Raw genomic sequence first — 21476 nt, 5'->3', positions numbered from 1 at the left:
CCCTTGGCTGTCGGCGTTTTTGACCTGTTTACCGTGGGCATCGGCCCATCGAGCTCCCACACGGTGGGCCCGATGCGCGCCGCTGCCGTGTTCGCGGAGGAGCTGGTCGACGCCGGCAGCCTGGCCGCCGTCGCCGGCCTCCGCGTGGACCTGTACGGTTCGCTCGCGGCAACCGGCCGCGGCCACGGCACCATGACCGCGGTGCTGCTGGGCTTGGAAGGGTTCGCCCCGGAACTGATCCTGCCCGAACAGGTGGAGCAGCGGCTGGCCGATATCGAGGCGACCCGGAAACTGCAGCTCTGCGCGCAGGTTCCCGGCGCCGTGGCCTGCCCGCTGGAATACGGCGAAGCGGACATTGTGCTGCACCCGCTCACCGTGCTGCCGCGGCACACCAACGGCATGAAGTTCGCGGCCCTGGCCGCCGACGGCTCCGCAGTCCACGAAGCCACGTTCTTTTCCGTGGGCGGCGGCTTCATTGTCCGCGAGGGTGAAGAGCGGGCGGATGCACTGGAACTGGAGGCCAGCAAGTCTGACCTGCCGTACCCCTTCCGGACTGCCGTCGAGCTGCTGCAGCACTGCACCGGCAGCGGACTGAGCATCAGCGAGGTGATGCTGGCCAACGAGCTGGTGTCCCGGCCCGAGGCGGACATCCGCTCCGGCCTGCTGCATATCCGCAACGTGATGGAGGAGTGCAAGAACTCCGCCATCCGCCGCACCGGCCTGCTGCCCGGCGGGCTGAAGGTCCGGCGTCGGGCTCCGGCCTGGCACACCCGGCTGCGTGCCGAGGATCCGGACCGGGACCCGAAGTTCTGGCAGGAATGGGTCAACCTGGTGGCGCTGGCCGTCAACGAGGAAAACGCGTCCGGCGGACGGGTGGTCACCGCGCCCACCAACGGTGCCGCAGGAATCATTCCCGCCGTGATGTTCTACGCCACCCACTACGGGCCGGGCATGGAGAACGCCACGCCCGAGCAGCGCGACGACGTCGTGGTCCGCTTCCTGCTCGCCGCCGCCGCAGTGGGGGTGCTCTACAAGGAGCAGGCCTCCATTTCCGGCGCGGAGGTGGGCTGCCAGGGCGAGGTGGGATCGGCGTCGTCCATGGCCGCCGCCGGTCTGGCCGAGATCCTGGGCGGTACCCCGGAACAGGTGGAAAACGCCGCCGAGATCGCCATGGAGCACAACCTGGGCCTGACCTGCGATCCGATCGGCGGGCTGGTGCAGGTGCCCTGCATCGAGCGCAATGCCATCGGTGCTGCGAAGGCCGTGAACGCCGCCAAAATGGCGCTCTGGGGCGACGGCGAGCATCGCGTCTCGCTGGATGAAGTGATTGTGACGATGCGGGAAACCGGCCGGGATATGAGCTCCAAATACAAGGAAACCGCGCTCGGCGGCCTGGCCGTCAATGTGGTGGAGTGCTGACGGTCCGTCTCACGTACAGAGTGTGATTTGTGCAATACCACTGGGTTAAGCGAGGCTATGTTGTCGCATTCGACAGCACGCTTACTTGAAACAGGGGTTCGAACCAATGAACGCAGCACGGGCAGTTTCCATGGCACCGGCATCGGAGGACGGTGGGCTGCTCGGCACCATAGACGCCGCCGTCAACTCATTTTTCGAACCGATTACTGCTGTGTTCTCCGGGATTGTGTTCTTCCCGATCACCATCGGCGACTTCAGCTTCCCCGCCGTCGTCGCCTGGCTGATCATCGCCGGCATCGTCTTTACCTTCTACTTCGGCTTCATCCAGTTCCGCGGACTGAAGGTGGCCATCCAGGTGGTCCGCGGCAAATTCTCCTCCAAGGATGATCCGGGCGAGGTGCCGCACTTCCAGGCCCTCACCTCCGCCCTTTCCGGCACCGTCGGCCTGGGCAACATTGCCGGTGTCGGCGCGGCCATGGCGCTCGGCGGCCCCGGTGCGACCTTCTGGATGATCCTGGCCGGGCTGCTGGGCATGGCCTCGAAGTTCGCGGAGTGCACGCTCGGCGTGAAGTACCGCGAGGTCCATGAAGACGGTTCCATCAGCGGCGGTCCGTTCAAGTACCTGCCGGTGGCTTTTGCCCGCTTCGGCCGGTGGCCGGCGAAAATCCTCACCGGAATCTTCGCCGTCGCCATCCTGATCTTCGGCGTGGCCGGCGGAAACATGTTCCAGGCCAACCAGACCTTCGCGCAGATTCAGAACGTCACCGGCGGCGAAGACGGCCTCCTCGGCAGCGCGGGTGCAGCCCTGATCTTCGGCCTGGTCCTGGCTGTCCTGGTGGCCGTGGTGATTCTGGGCGGCATCAAGTCGATCGGTGCAACCACGTCCAAGCTGGTGCCTGCCATGGCCGGCATCTACATCGTGGCCTGCCTGTTCGTCATCATCGTCAACTTCGAGAACGTCCCGGCAGCCTTCGGCGCAATCATCGAGGGCGCCTTCCGTCCCGAGGGCTTCGCGGGCGGCATCATCGGCGTGATGATCGTCGGCTTCCAGCGGGCGTCCTTCTCGAACGAGGCGGGCGTCGGCTCCGCAGCCATCGCGCACTCGGCGGTCAAGACCCGCCGGCCCGTCAGCGAAGGCTTCGTGGCGCTGTTCGAACCGCTCGTGGACACGGTGCTGATCTGCACCATGACCGCCCTGGCCATCATCATGGCGTCCACCCCCAGCCTGCAGGCAGGCATTGACCAGGTCCAGGGCGGCGGCGCCGCGCCCGACGGCGTAATCCTCACCTCCGATGCCTTCGCCACCGTCCTGCCGTGGTTCCCGATCGTGCTCTCCATTGCCGTGGCGCTCTTCGCCTACTCCACCCTGATCACCTGGTCCTACTACGGCCTGAAGTCCTGGGAATACCTCTTCGGCCGCGGCCGTCGCCGGGAAATCGCCTACAAGGTGATCTTCCTGCTCTTCACCGTGGCCGGCTGTGTCCTGTCCTTCAGCCAGGTCATCAGCTTCGCCGACGCCGCCCTCTTTGTCTGCGCGTTCGTGAACCTGCTCGGCGTTTACCTGCTGCTGCCCGTGATCAAGAAGGAAATGAAGGAGTACCTGGCGGACCGCAAGAGCGGAAAGCTGGAAATGCTCGGCATTGACGAGGACGACATCAAGGACGCCGCCGCCACCGCCTAAACCGCACCTGGGGTAGCCGGCCCCGGTCCTGCAGAAACTCCTCCGCCCCTCCCGTGCACTGCCGGGAGCGGCGGGGGAGTTTTGGGTTGAGGGACCGCTGGGAAGGGTGGTAGACCGTAAGGACGCTTATTGCCGACGGACCGGAAGGAACGCATCATGGCTGAACGCGGAAACAGCACCCACGGGCGCCGCCTCGATGAGGAGCTGAAGCTCGAGACTGAGGACCTGACCAAGACCACGCGCCCGGGCCATCTCTCGGAATGGCGCCAGCCCGAACCACTGCCGGACGACACCGATCCGGACGAGGTGCTGGAGGCAATGGACCCGAACGGAGTCGAAACCGGCACTAGGGACAGGGACGAGAATGCCTAAGACCGGCGGAAACGACCACGCTGTAGCGAGCGAACTGCCTTCGACCCTGCAGCGCTCGGATTCCAAGGCCCAGGACACCTTCGCCAAGACCTACGATTCCGCGGTGGAGGAGTACGGCGACGGCGAGCGGGCCGCCCGGACGGCATATGCCTCCCTCAAGCACACCCACGAAAAAGTGGGTGACCACTGGGAGGAAAAGGAGCAGAAGGGTCCCTCCGACGCCCGGGCAGCCGGAGGCCGCAACTCGTCCGGGGACACCGCCGGGGGAGTGGACGCGAACGCGTCCAAGGACCACTTGTATGAACTCGCGTCCCGACTGGAGATCTCCGGCCGCTCCAAGATGACCAAGGACGAGCTGGTGGAGGCACTGCAGAAGGCCAGTGAGAAACAGACCCGGAACGCCCGGGAGGGCTAGGAACGGTTGCCTAGCGCTTTGCCGGGGCTGCGCTGGCCATGATTGCGTTGATTTCCGCTTCGGAGCGGAGCGATCCAACCGCTGCGCGGGCGGCTACCCCGGTGCGCAGATAGTTCAGGACGTAGGCAGTGCTGTGCGGTTCGATGCACGAGATGTCGGTGAAGGAGGTGACCTGGGCGGGACCCTTCTTCTCCGGGTTGGGGTGCGGTGAGTTGAGGTCCGCGACCAGCTTGTCCCTGCGGCCGGTGCGCTCCACCCGAAACCCGCGGACGTCTTCCCAGGCAAGGGAAAGCGGCGTCACCATCACATGAAAGTTCACGCCCGAGCCAGTGACGGTCATTCTGGGATACTGCCGCCCCCAGTCCTTGCGGATCTGCGGGTAGTGCCAGATAGGCACGGACATAAGGAAGAGCCCGAGGATGACGAAGATCCATGAGCTCGACACGCTTTCGCCCCGCCTCGTGGGCCTTCCGGTCTGCAGGGAGTCGATCCCCAGGTATGCCATCAGTCCGCCGAACAGCAGCAGGAAAACCCACAGTGCCACCCACCCGCCGCTTAGCCGGAACGGCGGCGCCGGTTCGCTCGGGTTCCGCTCAAAGAGTTCAAGCTTGTCCTGTGCCGCCCGCCAATACCCGGGCCCGGTGTTCTGTTTCCCCATGACCATCAGCATAAGTGCTGAACCGCCGTGCGCGCCGCAAAGGCTCCCGGGAGGAAACAACCCTAGCCGCGGCCGCCGAAGGGCATGCCGGCGGCGGTGACCACGAGGGAACGGACATTCGCGGACGCCGGAGCGGAGGCCATAAACAGCACGGCAGCCGCAGCTTCTGCCGCGGGGAATGAGGGTTCCACGGCCCGGGTGCCGTCGGCCTGCAGCGCGCCCTGGCCGCCGCCGATTCCCGTGAGCAGGTCGGTGGCGGCGTTGCCGATGTCGATCTGGCCGCAGGTGATGCCGAAGGGGCGCCCGTCCAGGTCGATTGCCTTGGTCAGGCCGGTCACGGCATGTTTGGTGGCCGTATACGCTGCGGAAAGCGGACGCGGTGTATGCGCCGAGATGGAGCCGTTGTTGATGATCCGGCCGCCCTGCGGAGACTGGGCCTTCATATGCCTTACGGCGGCGGCGGAACACAGCATGGTGCCGGTGACGTTGACCGCCAGGGTGCGGTTCCAGTCCTCCACGGTCAGTTCGTCAATGCTGCCGGTGGGGCCGAACGTCCCGGCATTGTTGAATAAAACATCCACGCGCCCGAACGTACCGACGGCGGCAGCGAAAAGCCGCTCGACGTCGTCGGGCAGGGTGACATCGGTGGGCACCACGAGCGCCGCTTCCGAACCGTCAGCGGTTTCCCGCAGTTCCGCCTCACGGCGGCCTGCCAGGACCACCCGGAAGCCGGCAGCCAGAAAGGCACGGGCCGTGGCACGGCCAATCCCCGAGCCGGCCCCGGTAATCACTGCGGTCCGGGGCGCTTCGGGCGAAGGGGTCTGCTTGTCCATCTATCGATTGTGCCCTGCCCCGCCTCTTCGCGGCACCGGTTCCGGGATTGGTGGTCGGCGCCATTCGGAGGCAACGCGCACGCCCCTGCCTCTGGATTGCCGCGGGGGGCTGGCGGGCCGTCCGCCGCCGCCATACGATACCAAGCACAGTCTCGTGTTCCTGGCAGGGCAGTACCCTTCGGCGGATCGGGATAGTTCCATGTCGACAGTGAAATACACCGCGGAACCGGACGGAACGTTTGTAGCACCCCGGGTGGTTCCGGTGTCCAGAGGGCGGATCGTCGTCAGCTGGCTCACCTCCACCGACCACAAGACCATCGGGTATATGTACCTGATCGCGTCCTTTGTCTTTTTCTCGCTGGCGGGCGTGATGGCACTGCTGATCCGTGCCGAACTGTTTGAGCCGGGAATGCAGATCCTTCAGACACGGGAGCAGTACAACCAGCTCTTCACCATGCACGGCACAGCCATGCTGCTGATGTTCGCCACTCCGCTCTTCGCCGGCTTCGCGAATGTGATCATGCCGCTGCAGATCGGGGCGCCCGACGTCGCGTTCCCGCGCCTGAACGCCCTCGCGTTCTGGTTCTTCCTGTTCGGCTCGCTGATTGCACTGTCCGGGTTCATCACCCCGCAGGGCACCGCGTCCTTTGGCTGGACCGCCTACACCCCGCTGTCCAACGTTGCGTTCAGCCCCGGCCTCGGCGGTGACCTGTGGGTCTTCGGACTGGCGTTATCCGGCTTCGGCACCATCCTGGGTTCGGTCAACTTCATTACCACCATCATCTGCCTGCGCGCTCCGGGCATGACCATGTGGCGGATGCCGATCTTCACCTGGAACACCCTGGTGACGGCGATTCTGGTCCTGATGGCGTTCCCGCCCCTGGCCGCAGCACTGTTCGCCCTCGGTGCGGACCGGCGCTTCGGTGCGGACATCTACAACCCCGAACGCGGCGGATCCATCCTGTGGCAGCACCTGTTCTGGTTCTTCGGCCATCCCGAGGTCTACATCATCGCGCTGCCGTTCTTCGGCATCGTGTCCGAAATCTTCCCCGTCTTCAGCCGAAAGTCCATCTTTGGCTACAAGGGCCTGGTATTCGCCACCATCGCCATTGCCGCTCTGTCGGTGACGGTTTGGGCGCACCACATGTACGTGACGGGTGCGGTCATGCTGCCGTTCTTCTCCTTCATGACCATGCTGATCGCAGTGCCCACCGGGGTGAAGTTCTTCAACTGGATCGGCACCCTGTGGCGGGGGTCCATTACGTTCGAAACCCCCATGCTCTGGAGCATCGGCTTCCTGATCACGTTCCTCTTCGGCGGACTGACCGGGATCATCCTGTCCTCTCCGCCGCTGGACTTCCACGTTTCGGACACGTACTTCGTGGTGGCGCACTTCCACTATGTGGTGTTCGGGACCGTGGTATTCGCGATGTTTGCGGGCTTTTATTTCTGGTGGCCAAAATTCACCGGAAAGATGCTGAACGAACGTCTTGGCAAGATTCACTTCTGGCTGCTTTTCCTGGGTTTCCACACCACGTTCCTGATCCAGCACTGGCTCGGTGTGCTGGGTATGCCCCGGCGCTATGCCGACTACCTGGTGGAGGACAATTTCACCGGGATGAACCAGCTCTCTACCATCGGGTCGGCAATTCTGGCGCTGTCCATGATCCCCTTCGTCTGGAATGTCTACGCCACCTGGCGGCACGGCAAGAAGGTTGAGGTAGACGATCCCTGGGGCTTCGGCGGATCCCTGGAATGGGCGACTTCCTGCCCGCCGCCGCGGCACAACTTCACCTCGCTGCCGAAGATCCGTTCGGAGCGTCCGGCACTGGACCTCCATCATCCGGAGCTGATGGCCCGCGCGAACAGCGACACGGATTCACCGGCGGAAAAGCTTTTCGGTGCCGCGGATATGGGCAGCGAGCAGCCGCGGAACCCGGATCCCCGCCAATAGGCTTTGCGGTTTTTAGTATTGGGAGCAAACCCGCAATTAGAACTTCGAATGTAAGTATGCTTATTATGTTTCCAAGAAGTCCCTTCGGTATTTTCCGAGGGGTTGGGAACTAAAGATAGGTACTGGCAATGTCGAACCACGGCAACACAGCCGCGACCACCCGGCGCACCAACGTCCAGAAGGCCGCGCTGGCCTTCGGCGTCGTTTTCCTGCTCGTCGGCGTCCTGGGGTTCATCCCCGGCGCCACCACCAATTACAGTGAACTGACCTTCGCGGGCCACCACTCCGAAGCTAAGCTCCTGGGCATCTTCCAGGTGTCCGCGCTGCACAACATTGTTCACCTGCTGTTCGGTATTGCCGGCCTGGCGTTCTCCCGCACCGTCTCCGGTGCCCGCAACTACCTGATCGGCGGCGGCGTGGTCTACGCACTGCTGCTGGTCTACGGCCTGTTCATCGGCCACGATTCCGCTGCCAACTTCGTTCCGCTGAACACCGCTGACAACTGGCTGCACGGCTTCCTCGCGGTTGCCATGATCGGTGCAGGCATGGCCCTGACCCGTGACCGCCGGGATGCTACGGCTACCCGCGCCTAAGCAGCCGCCGGCGTCCAGCTAAGGACGCAGCACACACTTCCAGCCGCCGCCGCGGTTCCTGGCCCTCACCGGGCCGGGAACAGCGGCGGCTGTTGTGTTTAAGCAGCTTCGGTTCGGCAGGGCCGGTTTGAACCGGATGGGCATGAACCGTTGACCCTGCCAAGGGGCGGGCCTAGGGTCGAACGCATCATCACCGTGGATGTGGAAACAAAAACAAAGGAGTTTTTGTGACGATTGCTGCTGCATTCCAACAGCCCCTTGACCCGATTGCCGGTTCCCTGGCCCTGTCCGCCATCCTGGCCGCGCTTCCGCTGCTCATTCTGTTTGTCCTGCTGGGCGTGTTCCGGCTGAAGGCCTACCAGGCTGGCCTGATCAGCCTGGCGCTGTCCATCATCCTGGCCATAGTGGGCTGGAAGATGCCGGTGGGGCAGGTCCTTTCGGCCACGGGCCTTGGTGCCTTTTATGCCATCTTCCCCATCCTCTGGATCCTGATCAACGCTCTGTGGATCTACAAGCTGACCGTGGCAACCCCCTGGTTCGAGGTCCTGGGGCGCACCATCCGCTCCATCTCGGACGATCTGCGCATCCTGTCCATCCTCATTGCCTTCTGCTTCGGTGCCCTGCTGGAATCCCTGGCCGGCTTCGGCGCGCCGGTGGCCATCGCGGCCGCCATGCTGATGGCCGCAGGCATGAAGCCGCTGAAATCCGCCATGGTCGCCCTGCTGGCCAATACGGCGCCGGTGGCCTTCGGCGCCATGGCCGCGCCGATTATCGCGCTGAACGGCGTCACGGGCATTCCGCTGCAGGAACTGTCCTCCATGACCGGACGGCAGACCCCCTTTATTGCCCTGGTGGTTCCGCTGATCCTGGTTTTCCTGGTGGACGGCAAGCGCGGGCTGCGGCAGACCTGGCCGGTTGCCCTGGTGGCCGGAGCAGCCTTCGGGCTGGCGCAGTTCGCCGCTTCGAACTTCTTCATTGTGGAACTGACCGACGTCGTTGCCGCCGTGGTGACGGTAGTGGCAGTGCTGTTGATGCTCCGGGTCTGGCAGCCGGCCGAGATTATCGGCATGACCGGGGAAACCCGCGAGGCGGAGAAGGCAGGGGAAGCCGTGTCGCTTTCGGAAAATGAAGCTGCCGGAACGGATACCCTCACCGGTTCCGGGCGCAGCGGGGCACCCGGAGCCGGAACCGGGGCCGGACCCGGAGGAGTTTCCGGGGGAGCCACTGCCGTGGGCGCCGGAGGCGGAGGGGAGCCTGGGAACCAAGCCGGAGACAACACCTCAAACACCGGCAGGCCTCCGGGGCACGATGTGTGGATGGCCATCGCCCCGTATCTGGTGATCATCGTTGTGTTCTCCATTGCCCAGATCCCGGTGGTCAAGACCTGGCTGACCACGATCGGCAGCACCACCTTCCGGTGGCCCGGCCTGGACGTCGTCGGGAACAACGGCGAACCTGTCGCCGCCCAGACCCTGCGTTTTGACCACATCAGGGCTACCGGCACCCTGCTGCTGTTCTCCGGCATCATCACCATGCTGCTGTACCGGATTGGGCCGGGCCGCGGGGTGCGCGTCTACGGCGAAACCCTGAAACAGCTGCGCTGGACCATCCTGACGGTCTGCGCCGTGCTGGCCCTGTCCTTCGTGATGAACCTGTCCGGCCAGACCACCACCCTGGGGGTCGCCTTGGCGTCCGCAGGCGGGTTCTTCGCCGTGCTCTCCCCGCTGCTGGGCTGGATCGGCGTGGCCCTTACCGGATCCGATACGTCCTCGAACTCCCTCTTCGGCGCCCTCCAGGTGGCCGCTGCCAATGAGACCGGGCTGTCGCCCACGCTCATGGCCGCGGCTAACTCCTCCGCCGGGGTCATGGGCAAGATGCTCTCGCTGCAGAACCTCGCCATCGCCTCGGCCGCCGTTGGCCTGGAAGGGGCCGAAGCAACGCTGCTGCGCAAGCTGATCGGCTGGAGCCTTGGCCTGCTGGCGTTCATCACCGTGCTGATCTGGCTGCAGTCCACGTCTGTTCTGGGCTGGATGGTCCCCTAACCCCTATCCCCGAGGCCGCGGGGAGCCGGTACGTGGAACCGGCACCCCTCGTCCTTGAACCGCAAGGAGAAATCCCGTGAGCACGCACTCCCTCGATCCAATTCCCGCCGCGGTTGCCGCCGGTTCCGGCAGCACCGTCCTGAGCGGTTTCCCCTCCGTCTCCTTCCTGGAAGCGGACCGGCAACGGGTGAGCACCGACAGGTCCGGCTTTGTTCCGGAATCGCTCCCGGACGGCGTGGTGTTCGCCCGCACCGCGGACGACGTCGTCGCCACCCTTCAGCGGGCCAGCGAACACCGCGTACCCGTGGTTCCGCGCGGTGCAGGCACTGGGCTCGCCGGCGCGTCGTCCTCCCGGGCGGGTGAGCTGGTACTCGATGTCTCGGGCATGAACCGGATCCTGCGCATCGACCCGCAGGAGCAGCTGGCCGTGGTGGAGCCCGGGGTCCTGAACGCCGACCTCAACGCTGCAGCCGCGGAATACGGACTCTTTTACGCACCGGACCCGGCAAGCACCGCTATCTGCAGCATCGGCGGAAACATTGCCACCAACGCCGGCGGCATGCGCTGTGCCAAGTACGGTGTCACGCGGGAATCGGTGCTGGCCCTGCGCGTGATCCTGGCGGACGGACGGGAACTGCGCACCGGCCGCGAGACCATCAAGGGTGTCAGCGGCTATGACCTCAACGCCCTGATGATCGGCTCGGAGGGAACCCTCGGGGTGGTGGTCGAAGCCACCCTGCGGCTCCGCCCGCTTCCGGTGCATACCGCCACGGTGGCCGCGTTCTTCCCGGATGTCACCACCGCCGCCCAGGCGGCGTCCGCGGTCGTAGCCGCACGGATCCAGCCCTCGGTGATGGAGCTGATGGACGGATCCACGCTTGAGGCGGTGGATATGGCCCTGGGAACGGATTACCGCTCAAAGGGAGGGGCGTTCCTGCTGGTGCAGACGGACGGGTACGGGGCGTTCCTTGAGCAGGACGTGGTGATGGACGTCCTGACAACACTGGGCAGCTGCGAGCGGGCCGTCGATGACGAGCACGCCGCCGCGCTGATCACCGCCCGCCGGGAAGCCATCCCCTCGCTGGAGAAGCTGGGCAGGGTGTCCATCGGCGATATCGGCGTCCCACGGGGGCGGTTGGCCGAGGTGGTGAGCGGGCTCGAGGAAATCTCCGCGAGGACCGGGGTCCGCATCTTCACCATTGCGCACGCCTCGGACGGGAACCTGCATCCCATGATCGTGCTGGACCCGGAGGACTCGGTGACCACCGGTCCGGCGAAAGCGGCCCTGGGGGAGATGTTCTATCTCGCGCACCGCCTGGGCGGCACACTGACCGGCGAGCACGGGATCGGCCTGCTCAAGCGGGACTGGCTGGAGGAGGAGCTGGGCGGGGTGTCCCTCGAGGTTATGAACACCATCCGCACCGCGCTGGACCCGCTGGGCATCCTCAATCCGGGTAAGGCGCTCTGACCGGGGGCCGCTGCCGGCCTGGACGCCACGTAGCAGTACCCGGGGGGACGTCCCCGGTTTCGGTGGCGTCCGTCCCGCTCGACACCTACCCTGCAGGGACCATCAGGTGTTATCCCGTGAGGAGAGGCCATGCGCCGACTGCCCTTAGTTACCGTTCCCGACAAACTGGAAAAGGCGGGCTGGCTGGATCCCGCAGCCGGATGGGTTGCCCGGACCGTGAAAGCGGCAGTGCCGTGGCCTGCCGTCAGGGACCTTTTGCACGGTGTGCCCCTGGGGCACCCCCTGCACCCGCTGATGATCGTGGCACCGCTGGGAGCATGGGTTTCCGCCGCCGTACTGGACGTGCTGCCCGGCAATGAGCGGGCCGCGCGGACGTTGGTGGGCATGGGCGTAGCTGCGGCCGGACCCACCGCGCTCGCGGGCGCCGTGGACTTCTCCCGGCTGGATACCGAGCAGCAGCGCACCGGCATTGTGCACGAGGGTGCCAATGTGCTCGCCGTCGGACTCTATTCCGCCTCCTGGCTGCTGCGCGGACGGGGGCGTACCGGGCTGGGCAAGGCCCTCGCGTTCACCGGGCTCGCCGCCACCGGTGTAGGCGGTTTTCTAGGCGGCCACCTGTCCTACCGGCAGGGTGCGGGGGTCAACCGCAACGATGACTTCCAAGTTCCCTCGGGCTGGCACTCGCTGGGGCCCGTGGGTGCGTTCGCGTCAGGAGTTCCGCAGACGGCCCGGCTCGGAGCGGTGCCCCTGTTGGTACTCAAACGGACCGACGGCGCCGCGGACGGAGCGGTCTCCGTCCTGGTGAACACCTGCAGCCACCTCGGCGGCCCCCTGCACGAGGGTGAACTGCGGGAGGTGAAAAACGAGCTGTGCATTGTCTGTCCCTGGCACGGCAGCACTTTCTCCGTCGAGTCGGGCGAAGTACTGCACGGCCCGGCGACGGCCCCGCAGCCGTCCTTTTCCACCCGCATCCGGGACGGTCTGCTGGAGGTAAGCGTTAAGCCTTAAACCTGTCCGATGCACCACGCAAGGAGCCTGCAATGCGCACAACTTCCCTGGGAACCAACGGACCCGAGGTCGGTGTCATCGGCCTGGGCTGCATGGGCATGAGCTATGCCTATGACATGGACGCGGAGCGTGATGAAGAAACCTCCATCTCGGTAATCCGCGGAGCGGTCGAACTGGGGGTCACCCTGATTGATACCGCCGACGTGTACGGGCCCTATACCAACGAGGAACTCGTGGGCCGGGCGCTGAAGGACGGCTACCGGGAACGGGTGGTGCTGTCCACCAAGGTCGGGCTGGAGGTCAGCAACGAGGCCCCCGCCGCCGGGACCATGCCCGGGCTGAAGAAGGATGGCCGCCCCGAGCATATCCGCGCATCCATTGATGCGAGCCTGCGCCGGCTCGGCACCGATCACGTGGACTTGTACATCCTGCACCGGGTGGATCCCCACGTGCCGTTGGAGGACTCCTGGGGCGCAATGGCGCAGACGGTCACCGACGGCAAGGCCCGCGCCATCGGGCTGTCCGAGGCAAGCGTGGAGCAGGTCCAGCTGGCGCAGTCGGTGCATCCGGTGACCGCCGTGCAGTCCGAACTCTCGCTCTGGACCCGGGACCGGCTGGCCGACGTCGTGCCTTACTGCGAGGAACAGGGTATGGCGTTCCTGCCCTTCTCACCGCTGGGCCGCGGCTTCCTCACCGGCCGCTTCACCTCGTTCAACGACCTGCCCGCTGATGACATGCGCCGAAGGCTTCCGCGCTTCCAGCAGGAGAACCTCAAGGCAAACCTCGCCATTGTGCAACGGGTGCACGACGTCGCGGAACGGGTGGGGGCGACGCCGGCGCAGGTGGCTCTGGCGTGGGTGGTGGCCCAGGGCCGCCGGGTAATTCCGATTCCCGGCACCAAAACCCCGAAGTACCTGCGGGAAAACGTGGCTGCCGGTGACCTGGTGCTCAGCGGCGAGGACATGGCATTGCTCAATAACGCACCGCAGCCGGAGGGCGCCCGGTACTGACCGAACGGCTCCCGGCTAGCCCGCTCCGACCGCCGCCAGGTCCGCGCGGACCTGCTCGGGTTCCTGCGCCAGGGGCATGTTCGCCTCGTCCCGCACCCCGTCCAGGGAGCCGGAGATGTCCGGTGCCAGCGGAGCGAAGAACTCATCGAAGTCCTCGGTGGCGGGCCGCTTCTCGGCAACCAGTTCGAACGTCTTGCCCACGGCCGCGTCCGACGACAGTGCGCGGACGAGCACCTGGGCAATCTGGCGGCGGGCGACGGCGCCGTCGGCCGGGGTCCCGGTGCGCCGGGTGTCACCCTGCAGGGCGACCAGGCGGAGCTCGTCGGGGGCGGCATAGTCGAACCACCCGGGCCGCACGATCGTATAGGGGAGGCCACTGGCGCGGACCAGCCTTTCGGAACGGCGTTTCCAATCCAGCAGGTGGCCGTAGCCGGCGGAGCGGCTGGTGTCGCCGATGGCTGTCATCAGCACCACCCGGACCCGGCGTCCGGCCAGGGCTTCGAGGAGGTTGCGCACTCCGCCGTAGTCCACGTCCTCGGGACTTGAACCGCCGGCATCGGACCCCAGCGTCAGGATGAGGGCGTCCACTCCCTCCACTGCGGCGGGCAGTGTCTGCGGCCGGGTCACGTCCCCCACCGCGATCTGCGCTGCCGGGGGAAGTGTTCGGGCTGCCTTGGCCGGATCGCGGACCAGGGCACGCACGGTGTAGCCCTCGCTGAGGGCCTCTTCAACAACCAGATGCCCGATGCTGCCGGTGGCGCCTGCAACCAGGACGGTGCTCATGGGGTCTCCTCCGGGTGGGCGGCTTTATGCACTCTTATTGGAACAGCGCGAAGCAGCGTTTGGGGAGGTCTGGCGGCAATCCGGCGCCTTTCGGAACCGTTTGCACCCAGTGCAATGATGCACGTAGTGTAGAAACGTGCTGACCACCCTCCCGGTTGAAGACCGCCGCAAAGCGCTGAAAAGCCGCCACCGGCAGGAAATTGTTGCTGCCGCGGCCGCGCTGATGGACGAACGCCAGGCCACGGATTTCACCGTGGATGAATTGGCGCAGCGCGCAGACGTTTCCCGCCGCACGGTGTTCAACCACTTCGGCTCCATCAACGACATCGTTTCCGAGGTCTGCAGCGACGTGCTCAGTTCCGCCGTCGCCAGCCTGACCGCCGTCCCGGCGTCCGACGTCGGCAGCCCGGCTGTGCTTGACGAGATAGCCGAGGCGTTCCGCAGCGCAGACCTGGTGGCGCCCATGGCCTACTTGAACCGCGTGCTGGGCGACGGGGGACCGGCAGTGACCGCGCATCCCATGGCCCTGCGGGCGTTCACCGAGCTTAGCGAGCGGCTCTCCGCCGTGATGCTCAGCCGCCACCCGGAGGCCGATAAGCTCAGCGTGCACCTGTTGGTGGGCGCCCTCACCAGCGGACTGGGGGTGCTGTACCACCACTGGCACTGCGCCACCGGTGCCGTTGACACCCCGCAGTCCCGGCGCAGCTGGGCGCGGATGCTGGACCAGCTGCTCGAAACCGTCCGTACCGGCCATGCCGCCGGACCGGCCGGGCAAGCCTGCCCTAGTTCCCCAGTTTCCCCCAACCATCCCTCTAAAGGACAGACTCTCAATGGCTGAATTCCTCTACCGCCTTGGTGCGGCGGCCGCACGCCGTGCGCGCACCGTCCTGGCGGCGTGGTTCGCTGTGCTCGTGGTGGCCGGTGTGGCCTACACGCTCTTCAGCGGCACCCTCACCACCGCGTTCTCCATTCCCGATACGCCCACCACGAAGGTCACCGAGCGACTGCAGGAAAAACTTCCGCAGGCATCGGGCGGCTCCGGCTCCGTGATGGTTCAAACGGAGGACGGCTCCCGCTTCACCGATACCCAGCAGCAGGAAATCTCCGAGTGGGTCACCACGGCGGCCGAGATTGACGGCGTGGAAAACGTCATCGACCCGTTTGCCACCGAGGCGGACCGGGCCAAGCAGGGACAGGAGCTGCAGGCGGGCCTGGCGCAGGTTGAGGCAGGCCGCACCCAGATTGAGGACGGCCGCGCCCAGCTGGAGGCCGGACAGGGCCAGCTCGACGCCGCGCGGCAGCAGGCCGAAGCGGCGGGTGCACCCGCTGAAATGATGGCCCAGCTGGATGCACAGCAGGCCGAGCTGGACGCCAAGCGGGCAGAGCTGGACGCCGGCAGCGAAGAGCTGGAAGCCGGCGCCGTGCAGGCCGAACAGGGCGCAGCCCTGCTGGACATGGCCACGGAAATCCGCACCGTTTCCGAGGACGGAAGCGCCGCCATCCTGAACGTGACCTTTACTGAGTCGCAGATGGAAATTACGCAGGAAACCAAGGATGCCGTGGTGGCCCTCTTCGAGGAAGAGCCCATCGACGGGGTCAAGGTGGACTTCTCCGCTGAAATCTCGGCCGCGACTCCGGCGCTCTTCGGCATCGGCGAGGTGGTTGGCCTCGTCATCGCCGGCGTGGTCCTGTTCGTTATGCTGGGCACCCTGATCGCTGCCGGGCTGCCGCTTCTGACCGCGCTGATCGGCGTCGGCATCGGTGCCCTGGGCGGCCTCGCCTTCTCCGGCGTCGTCGAAATGGCCTCCGTAACCCCGGTGCTCGGCCTGATGCTCGGCCTCGCCGTGGGCATCGACTACGCCCTCTTCATCGTCAACCGGCACCGCCGCCAGCTTAAGACGGGCTACCAGCTGCAGGAATCCATTGCGCTGGCCAACGGCACCTCGGGCAACGCCGTGGTGTTCGCCGGTGCCACCGTGTTCATTGCACTCCTCGCCCTGAACGTCACGGGCATTCCGTTCCTGGGCCTCATGGGTACCGTGGGCGCCGCGTGTGTTGCCATCGCCGTGCTGGTTGCCGTCACCCTGACGCCGGCCCTGCTGAAGCTCGTCGGCATGCGCATCCTCAGCCGCAAGGAACGCGCGGCCATCACCCCCGCACACGGCGCCGACTCCAACGAGGGCCGCCCGCAGCTCGCGTCGGCCAAGCCCATGTCCTCCGTCCGTGCAGTGGTGACGGTTGTCGGCTCCATTGCCGCACTGCTGCTGCTGGCGGTGCCGTCGATGGACCTGCGGCTGAACCTGCCCGACGGTTCCGCCGAATCACACGACACCACCCAGTACCGGGCTTATGCCGCCGTCTCCGAGAAGTTCGGGGAAGGACAGAACGGTCCGCTGCTGCTCGTGGCCGAGCTGCCCGGCGAGCCCAGCGAAGAGGAAGCGCTGGTGGCCCAGAATGAGATTGCCACCGCCATCTTCGACCAGGACGACGTGGCGGCAGTCGCCCCCATCGGTACCTCCGAAGACCGGAGCGTGGCTGCCTTCCAGGTCATTCCGGAAGAAGGCCCCACGAGCGAATCCACCGAAACGCTCGTAAACGCGCTGCGCGGCATGTCCCCGGTCGAGGGCGAAAACGGCGACTACGAGATCGGCGTGGCCGGCTCCGCCAGCGGCAACATCGACATCTCCGAGAAGCTGGGCGAGGCCCTGCCGCTCTACCTCAGCGTGGTGGTGGGACTGTCCCTGCTGATCCTGATCCTGGTGTTCCGGTCCATCTTCGTTCCGGTGATTGCCACGCTCGGCTTCATCCTGTCCTACTTCGCCGCCCTCGGCGGCGTGGTGGCCATCTACCAGTGGGGCTGGCTGTCCGGCATCTTCGGCGTGGAAACCCCTGGCCCGATCCTGAGCTTCCTGCCGACCATCCTGGCGGGCATCCTCTTCGGCCTGGCCATGGACTACATGCTCTTCCTCGGCTCCGGCATGCGGGAAGCGTTCGTCCACGGCGCACCGGCACGCCTCGCCGTTGCCCAGGGCTTCCGTGCCGGACGCTCGGTTGTTGCGGCGGCGGCCATCATCATGGCCTCCGTGTTCGGCGGCTTCATCTTCTCGCACAGCACGATGATCCGGCCGATCGGCTTCGCACTGGCCTTCGGCGTCCTGGTTGACGCCTTCGTGGTGCGGATGCTGCTCATCCCGGCCCTGATGCACCTGGCCGGCGACAAGGCCTGGTGGCTGCCGAAGTGGCTGGACAAGATCCTGCCGGACGTCGACGTCGAGGGCGCTTCCCTGGAACGCCGTCACCCGCACGTCGATGAGACGCACGCAGAGGTGGAGGAACCGGTCCGGAGCTAGTTCCCGGTCCCTAAGAACGAAAAACGTGCCGTCCTTCCTTCGGGAAGGGCGGCACGTTTTTCGTTCCGGGAAAAGGCAGGCGCGGGGCTAGCGGAAATTCGCGTGACAGCAGGCGGCACAGAGCCCTAAGCTTCCCGCCATGGCTATCGCAAGAGTCCCCAACACCGTTATCGACTGCCCGGATCCCGAGGCACTCGCCACCTTCTACGGCGCCCTCCTGGACTGGAAGGTGGACGTGGACGACGACGGCTGGGCCGACATTACCGACGTCACCGGCCAGCGCTTCGCCTTCCAGCGGGTGGAGAACTACACGCCTCCGGTCTGGCCGGGCCAGGACGTTCCCCAGCAGATGCATATCGACGTCGATGTGGACGATCTGGACGAGGGGGAAGCCGCGGTCCTCGCACTCGGCGCCACCAAACACGAGTACCAGCCGGGGGATACCTTCCGGGTCTTCCTTGACCCGGCCGGCCATCCGTTCTGCCTCTGCGTCGGCTGGCGGAACGACTAAATCCCCGCGCCCTGCAGGTCCGGGGCAGCAGCCCCGGGCAGAAGTTTGCGTGACAGCCGGCGGCATAGGGCCCTAAGCTACCCGTCATGGCCATCGCACGAATACCCAGCACAGTTATTGACTGCCCGGATCCCGTGGCACTAGCCACCTTCTACGGAGCCCTCCTGGATTGGAAGGTGGACCTGGACGGGTACGACGGCGCCTGGACCGAAATCTCCGACGTCACCGGCCAGCGCTTCGCTTTCCAACGGGTGGAAAACTACACGCCGCCGGTCTGGCCGGGCCAGGATGTTCCCCAGCAGATGCACATCGATGTCGATGTGGACGATCTGGACGAAGGGGAAGCCGCAGTTCTCGCGCTTGGGGCAACCAAACACGAGCATCAGCTGGGGAGGACCTTCCGCGTGTTCCTGGATCCGGCAGGCCACCCCTTCTGCCTCTGCCAGGGCTAGCCGTCCGGAACAGCGAAGGCTGGACGGACCGGCACCGGCTAGGCGGCGTTGTCCTCCTGCTGCGCGGTGTGCGCGGCCAGCCGGGCAAAGGCGCCGTTGGCTGCCCGCAGCTCGTCCGGCGTGCCGGCTTCGACTATCCGGCCGGCGTCGAGCACCACCACCTGATCCGCGTTCTCCACGGTGGAGAGCCGGTGCGCGATGGTGAGCGTGGTCCGGCCCGCCGACAGCCGCTCGAGGGCCAGCTGCACCTGGGCCTCGGTGGTGTTGTCCAGGGCTGAGGTTGCCTCGTCCAGCACCAGTACCGGCGGATTGCGCAGGACGGTCCGGGCAATGGCCAGCCGCTGCTGCTCGCCGCCCGAGAAGCGGTGGCCGCGTGCACCCACCAGGGTGTCCAGGCCGTCCGGCAGGGCACCGACGGTATCGGCCATCTGCGCGGCTGCCAGTGCGGACCAGAGTTGGTCATCGCTCGCGTCCGGATCCGCCAGCAGCAGGTTCTCGCGGATGGAGGCGTGGATCAGGTAGCTCTCCTGCGAGACAACGCCGACAATCCGGGACAGGTCCTCGGGCGCCAGGTCGCGGACGTCCACGCCGTCGATGCTCACGCGGCCCGTACTGGTGTCGTTGAGCCGGGGCAGCAGGGACGCCAGGGTGCTTTTGCCGGAGCCGGTGGGGCCGACGACGGCGGTGGTGGTCCCTGCCGGCAGCGTCAGGTCGATGCCGTGCAGGACTTCGGTGCCGTCGTCGTACGTGAAGTGCACGTCCTGGAACCGCACGTCGCCGCGCACCGCGGCCGGATCCAGCCGGACCGGGTGGGCTGCCGGCCGAATCTGCGGCTCGAGGTCCAGGTATTCGAAGATCCGGCTGAAGAACGCCAGGGCAGTCACCCACTGCACGCCGATGTTCAGCAGCCCCATGACCGGCCGGAAGATGCCGGCCTGCAGTCCGGTGAAGGCCACCAGGGTGCCGATGGTCATGCCGCCGCTGGTGGCGGGGAACCCGGCGGCGAGGTAGATGACGGCCGGGATGGCGGCGAAGACAATCTGCATGGTCGCCATCCGCCAGCGGCCCGCGAGCTGGCTGCGCAGCTCCAGCCCCACCAGGGTTTCGGAGCGCGCACGGAAGCGGTCGGCGTCACGCGGGATGGTGCCCAGCGTTTTGGCCAGCCGGACACCCGAGACGGAGAGGCCTTCCTCCACCTGGGTATGCAGGGCGGCGAGTTCGCGCTGGCGTTCGTCGGTGACGTCGCGGCGGATCATTGCCACCCGGCGGGAAAGCCAGATGGCCGGCGGCAGCACCACAAGCGAGATCAGGCTCAGCCCGGGGGAGAGGGCAGCCATGGCGACGGCGGTGGCGACCGCCGTCGTGAGGTTGGAGGCCACGCCGGTGGCGGTGGAGGTGACCACCGACTGCATGCCGGAAACGTCGTGCGTGAGCCGGGACTGCACCTCCCCGCCGCGGGTGCGGGTGAAGAAGCCCAGGGACTGGGCCTGCAGGTGGGTGAAGAGGTTTACGCGCAGGGTGTGCATCACGCGCTGGCCCATGCTGGTGGCCATCCAGGTCTGGATGACGCCGATCGCGGCGGTCAGGGCGGCCACGCCCACCATGGAGGCGGTGAGGAACAGCAGCAGGCGGGTGTTGCCGTGCGGCAACGCGTCGTCAATCACGGCGCGGACCAGGAACGGCTGGGCCAGTCCAATCACCGACGAGGCGGTGATCAGCAGGACGACGACGGCGATGGCCCCCTTGTGCGGGGCGAACAGCGCAGCGATGCGGCGCAGGCTAACCGGATGCCGGTTCAGCTGTTTTTCATCGGCGGGATTCAGTTTCGCGGGGCCGCCGCCGCCTGATCCTCTACCGCTTCCGGGGCCCGCGGGGGCCGCTTCGGGAATAGCCATGGTTCCTCCTGACGCTGCCGGGTTGTGCGGTTCGGCAGCTAATGCAGAGGTTACCTCATTATGTGGCTACCAGTAAAATGGGTAGACTCATTTCCATGACGAATGCCTCCGCCGATCCGGCCGCCCTGGGAGAACTGATGCATACGGCGTTCCGCGGGCTGCGGAAGCGCTGGATGCAGCAGCTGGCCCCGTATGAGCTGACACCGCACCAGTTCCGGGCAATGAATGCCGTGGGCCGGGCGCTCGAGCATGAGGGGGACGGGCACGACGGCGTGCGGCCCGACGGCGGGGCTGGGCTGCGGCTGAAGGAACTGGCAGAGCGGCTGCGCATTGCACCGCGTTCCGCCACCGAGGTGGTGGATCAGTTGACCGCCAAGGGGCTGGTGGAGCGCCGGGCGCATCCGGCCGACCGGCGTGCCACCCTGCTGCTGTTGACCGAGGCCGGGGAGCAGCTGCGGGAAACGGTGCTGGCGGACCGGAAGCGCGAGGCGGATGAGTTCTTTTCCGTCCTGGAACCGGGCGACCGTGCGGAGCTGGCGCGGATACTGGGGGAACTCGGCGGGGATCGGGACGGATTGAAAGGCTTACGCTGAGCCCTTGAACACGCATCTACTGAGCAGATTACGGGCTTATCCGCGGCGGGTAACCCCGTTATCTGCTCACCGGATGCCGGGTGGCCCCGTTGTCTGCTCACCGGATGCCGATCCGGACGTTGGGGAAACCTGCTCGAGCTGGCCCGAAATCGCCGCCTTCTGTATAGCTAATGCGCCCTAGAGTCCTCCCAGGCAGCATCAGCTGTACGGAAGGACGAGACAGAGGTCCGCCGACGCTCCGCGCGATATCACTCGCATAAGACTGCGTAGTCGCCTCGCTGAACTTCGTGGGCGATACAGGTGTTCCCAAATACAGGGTGGAACCGAAGACCAGAAAGATGCGTTCCAATTGCTTTTGAGAGCTTCGCCTGGATGCCCATACGGTGAAACTAAGTAGTCTGATTTTCTCCTGTACCCGCCGTTCTGTTAGATTTCGAAC

19 protein-coding genes are annotated in these 21476 nt (G+C 66.1%); 15 read left to right on the top strand and 4 right to left on the bottom strand.

Annotated features, from left to right (window positions below; genetic code table 11):
• The first annotated feature begins 3 nt into the window (after positions 1 to 3).
• The 4 genes from LOC60_RS04700 to LOC60_RS04685 all read left to right on the top strand — a co-directional run bounded on the left by LOC60_RS04700 (position 4) and on the right by LOC60_RS04685 (position 3887).
• Positions 4 to 1419 carry an L-serine ammonia-lyase gene (locus LOC60_RS04700; protein ID WP_230022730.1) on the top strand — a complete coding sequence of 472 codons (1416 nt, stop codon included), beginning with the start codon at positions 4 to 6 and terminating at the stop codon, positions 1417 to 1419.
• Between the two features lie 106 nt (positions 1420 to 1525).
• Positions 1526 to 3100: an alanine/glycine:cation symporter family protein gene (locus tag LOC60_RS04695; protein ID WP_230022728.1), complete on the top strand. Its 1575-nt coding sequence runs from the start codon at positions 1526 to 1528 to the stop codon at positions 3098 to 3100.
• Positions 3101 to 3256: 156 nt separating this feature from the next.
• Entirely contained in the window at positions 3257 to 3472 is a 216-nt protein-coding gene (locus LOC60_RS04690; protein WP_230022725.1) for a hypothetical protein, read from the top strand.
• Positions 3465 to 3887 (top strand): ChaB family protein, encoded by a 423-nt coding sequence (locus LOC60_RS04685; RefSeq protein WP_230022722.1) that lies wholly within the window; start codon positions 3465 to 3467, stop codon positions 3885 to 3887. The genes LOC60_RS04690 and LOC60_RS04685 overlap by 8 nt, the downstream gene beginning before the upstream one ends.
• A 10-nt stretch (positions 3888 to 3897) precedes the next feature.
• Here the strand turns inward: LOC60_RS04685 and LOC60_RS04680 are convergent, their stop codons facing one another.
• Positions 3898 to 4545, bottom strand: a complete 648-nt coding sequence (locus tag LOC60_RS04680; RefSeq protein WP_230022720.1) for a hypothetical protein — start codon at positions 4543 to 4545, stop codon at positions 3898 to 3900.
• 62 nt (positions 4546 to 4607) lie between these two features.
• On the bottom strand, positions 4608 to 5378 hold the full coding sequence (locus LOC60_RS04675) for an SDR family oxidoreductase (protein WP_230022717.1): 771 nt from the start codon (positions 5376 to 5378) through the stop codon (positions 4608 to 4610).
• A gap of 199 nt (positions 5379 to 5577) precedes the next feature.
• On the opposite strand from LOC60_RS04675, the gene ctaD reads away from it, so the two are divergent.
• The 6 genes from ctaD (at position 5578) to LOC60_RS04645 (ending at position 13453) form a co-directional block, all read left to right on the top strand.
• Entirely contained in the window at positions 5578 to 7332 is a 1755-nt protein-coding gene (ctaD, locus tag LOC60_RS04670; protein WP_230022715.1) for an aa3-type cytochrome oxidase subunit I, read from the top strand.
• Positions 7333 to 7460: 128 nt separating this feature from the next.
• Positions 7461 to 7925, top strand: coding sequence for a DUF4383 domain-containing protein (locus LOC60_RS04665; RefSeq protein WP_230022712.1), 465 nt, complete (start codon positions 7461 to 7463; stop codon positions 7923 to 7925).
• A 227-nt stretch (positions 7926 to 8152) separates the two neighbouring features.
• Positions 8153 to 9967 (top strand): L-lactate permease, encoded by a 1815-nt coding sequence (locus LOC60_RS04660; RefSeq protein ID WP_230022709.1) that lies wholly within the window; start codon positions 8153 to 8155, stop codon positions 9965 to 9967.
• A gap of 139 nt (positions 9968 to 10106) precedes the next feature.
• On the top strand, positions 10107 to 11435 hold the full coding sequence (locus LOC60_RS04655) for an FAD-linked oxidase C-terminal domain-containing protein (RefSeq protein WP_230022893.1): 1329 nt from the start codon (positions 10107 to 10109) through the stop codon (positions 11433 to 11435).
• Between the two features lie 129 nt (positions 11436 to 11564).
• The gene (locus LOC60_RS04650; protein ID WP_230022707.1) at positions 11565 to 12443 is read left to right on the top strand and encodes a Rieske 2Fe-2S domain-containing protein; all 879 of its coding nucleotides are present in this window, start codon (positions 11565 to 11567) and stop codon (positions 12441 to 12443) included.
• 32 nt (positions 12444 to 12475) lie between these two features.
• Complete coding sequence (locus LOC60_RS04645) at positions 12476 to 13453, top strand: aldo/keto reductase (RefSeq protein ID WP_230022706.1); 978 nt, start codon at positions 12476 to 12478, stop codon at positions 13451 to 13453.
• Positions 13454 to 13468: 15 nt separating this feature from the next.
• Here the strand turns inward: LOC60_RS04645 and LOC60_RS04640 are convergent, their stop codons facing one another.
• A complete protein-coding gene (locus LOC60_RS04640; RefSeq protein ID WP_230022704.1) occupies positions 13469 to 14236 on the bottom strand; it encodes an SDR family oxidoreductase in 768 nt (255 codons plus the stop codon).
• A 136-nt stretch (positions 14237 to 14372) separates the two neighbouring features.
• On the opposite strand from LOC60_RS04640, the gene LOC60_RS04635 reads away from it, so the two are divergent.
• From LOC60_RS04635 to LOC60_RS04620, 4 genes are all read left to right on the top strand, one after another.
• Positions 14373 to 15074, top strand: coding sequence for a TetR/AcrR family transcriptional regulator (locus tag LOC60_RS04635; RefSeq protein ID WP_230022703.1), 702 nt, complete (start codon positions 14373 to 14375; stop codon positions 15072 to 15074).
• Positions 15067 to 17586, top strand: coding sequence for an MMPL family transporter (locus tag LOC60_RS04630; RefSeq protein ID WP_230022700.1), 2520 nt, complete (start codon positions 15067 to 15069; stop codon positions 17584 to 17586). The genes LOC60_RS04635 and LOC60_RS04630 overlap by 8 nt, the downstream gene beginning before the upstream one ends.
• A gap of 139 nt (positions 17587 to 17725) precedes the next feature.
• Entirely contained in the window at positions 17726 to 18097 is a 372-nt protein-coding gene (locus LOC60_RS04625) for a VOC family protein (RefSeq protein WP_230022697.1), read from the top strand.
• Positions 18098 to 18183: 86 nt separating this feature from the next.
• On the top strand, positions 18184 to 18549 hold the full coding sequence (locus LOC60_RS04620; protein ID WP_230022694.1) for a VOC family protein: 366 nt from the start codon (positions 18184 to 18186) through the stop codon (positions 18547 to 18549).
• A 38-nt stretch (positions 18550 to 18587) separates the two neighbouring features.
• Here LOC60_RS04620 and LOC60_RS04615 read toward each other — a convergent pair whose 3' ends face one another.
• On the bottom strand, positions 18588 to 20444 hold the full coding sequence (locus LOC60_RS04615; protein ID WP_230022692.1) for an ABC transporter ATP-binding protein: 1857 nt from the start codon (positions 20442 to 20444) through the stop codon (positions 18588 to 18590).
• A 95-nt stretch (positions 20445 to 20539) separates the two neighbouring features.
• Here LOC60_RS04615 and LOC60_RS04610 point away from each other — a divergent pair, with 95 nt between their 5' ends.
• Positions 20540 to 21037: a MarR family winged helix-turn-helix transcriptional regulator gene (locus LOC60_RS04610; RefSeq protein WP_230022682.1), complete on the top strand. Its 498-nt coding sequence runs from the start codon at positions 20540 to 20542 to the stop codon at positions 21035 to 21037.
• Positions 21038 to 21476 lie beyond the last annotated feature (439 nt).

Source organism: Arthrobacter sp. zg-Y769 (assembly GCF_020907405.1).
Taxonomy (GTDB): domain Bacteria; phylum Actinomycetota; class Actinomycetes; order Actinomycetales; family Micrococcaceae; genus Arthrobacter_B.
This window is presented reverse-complemented; position numbering and strand designations above follow the sequence as displayed.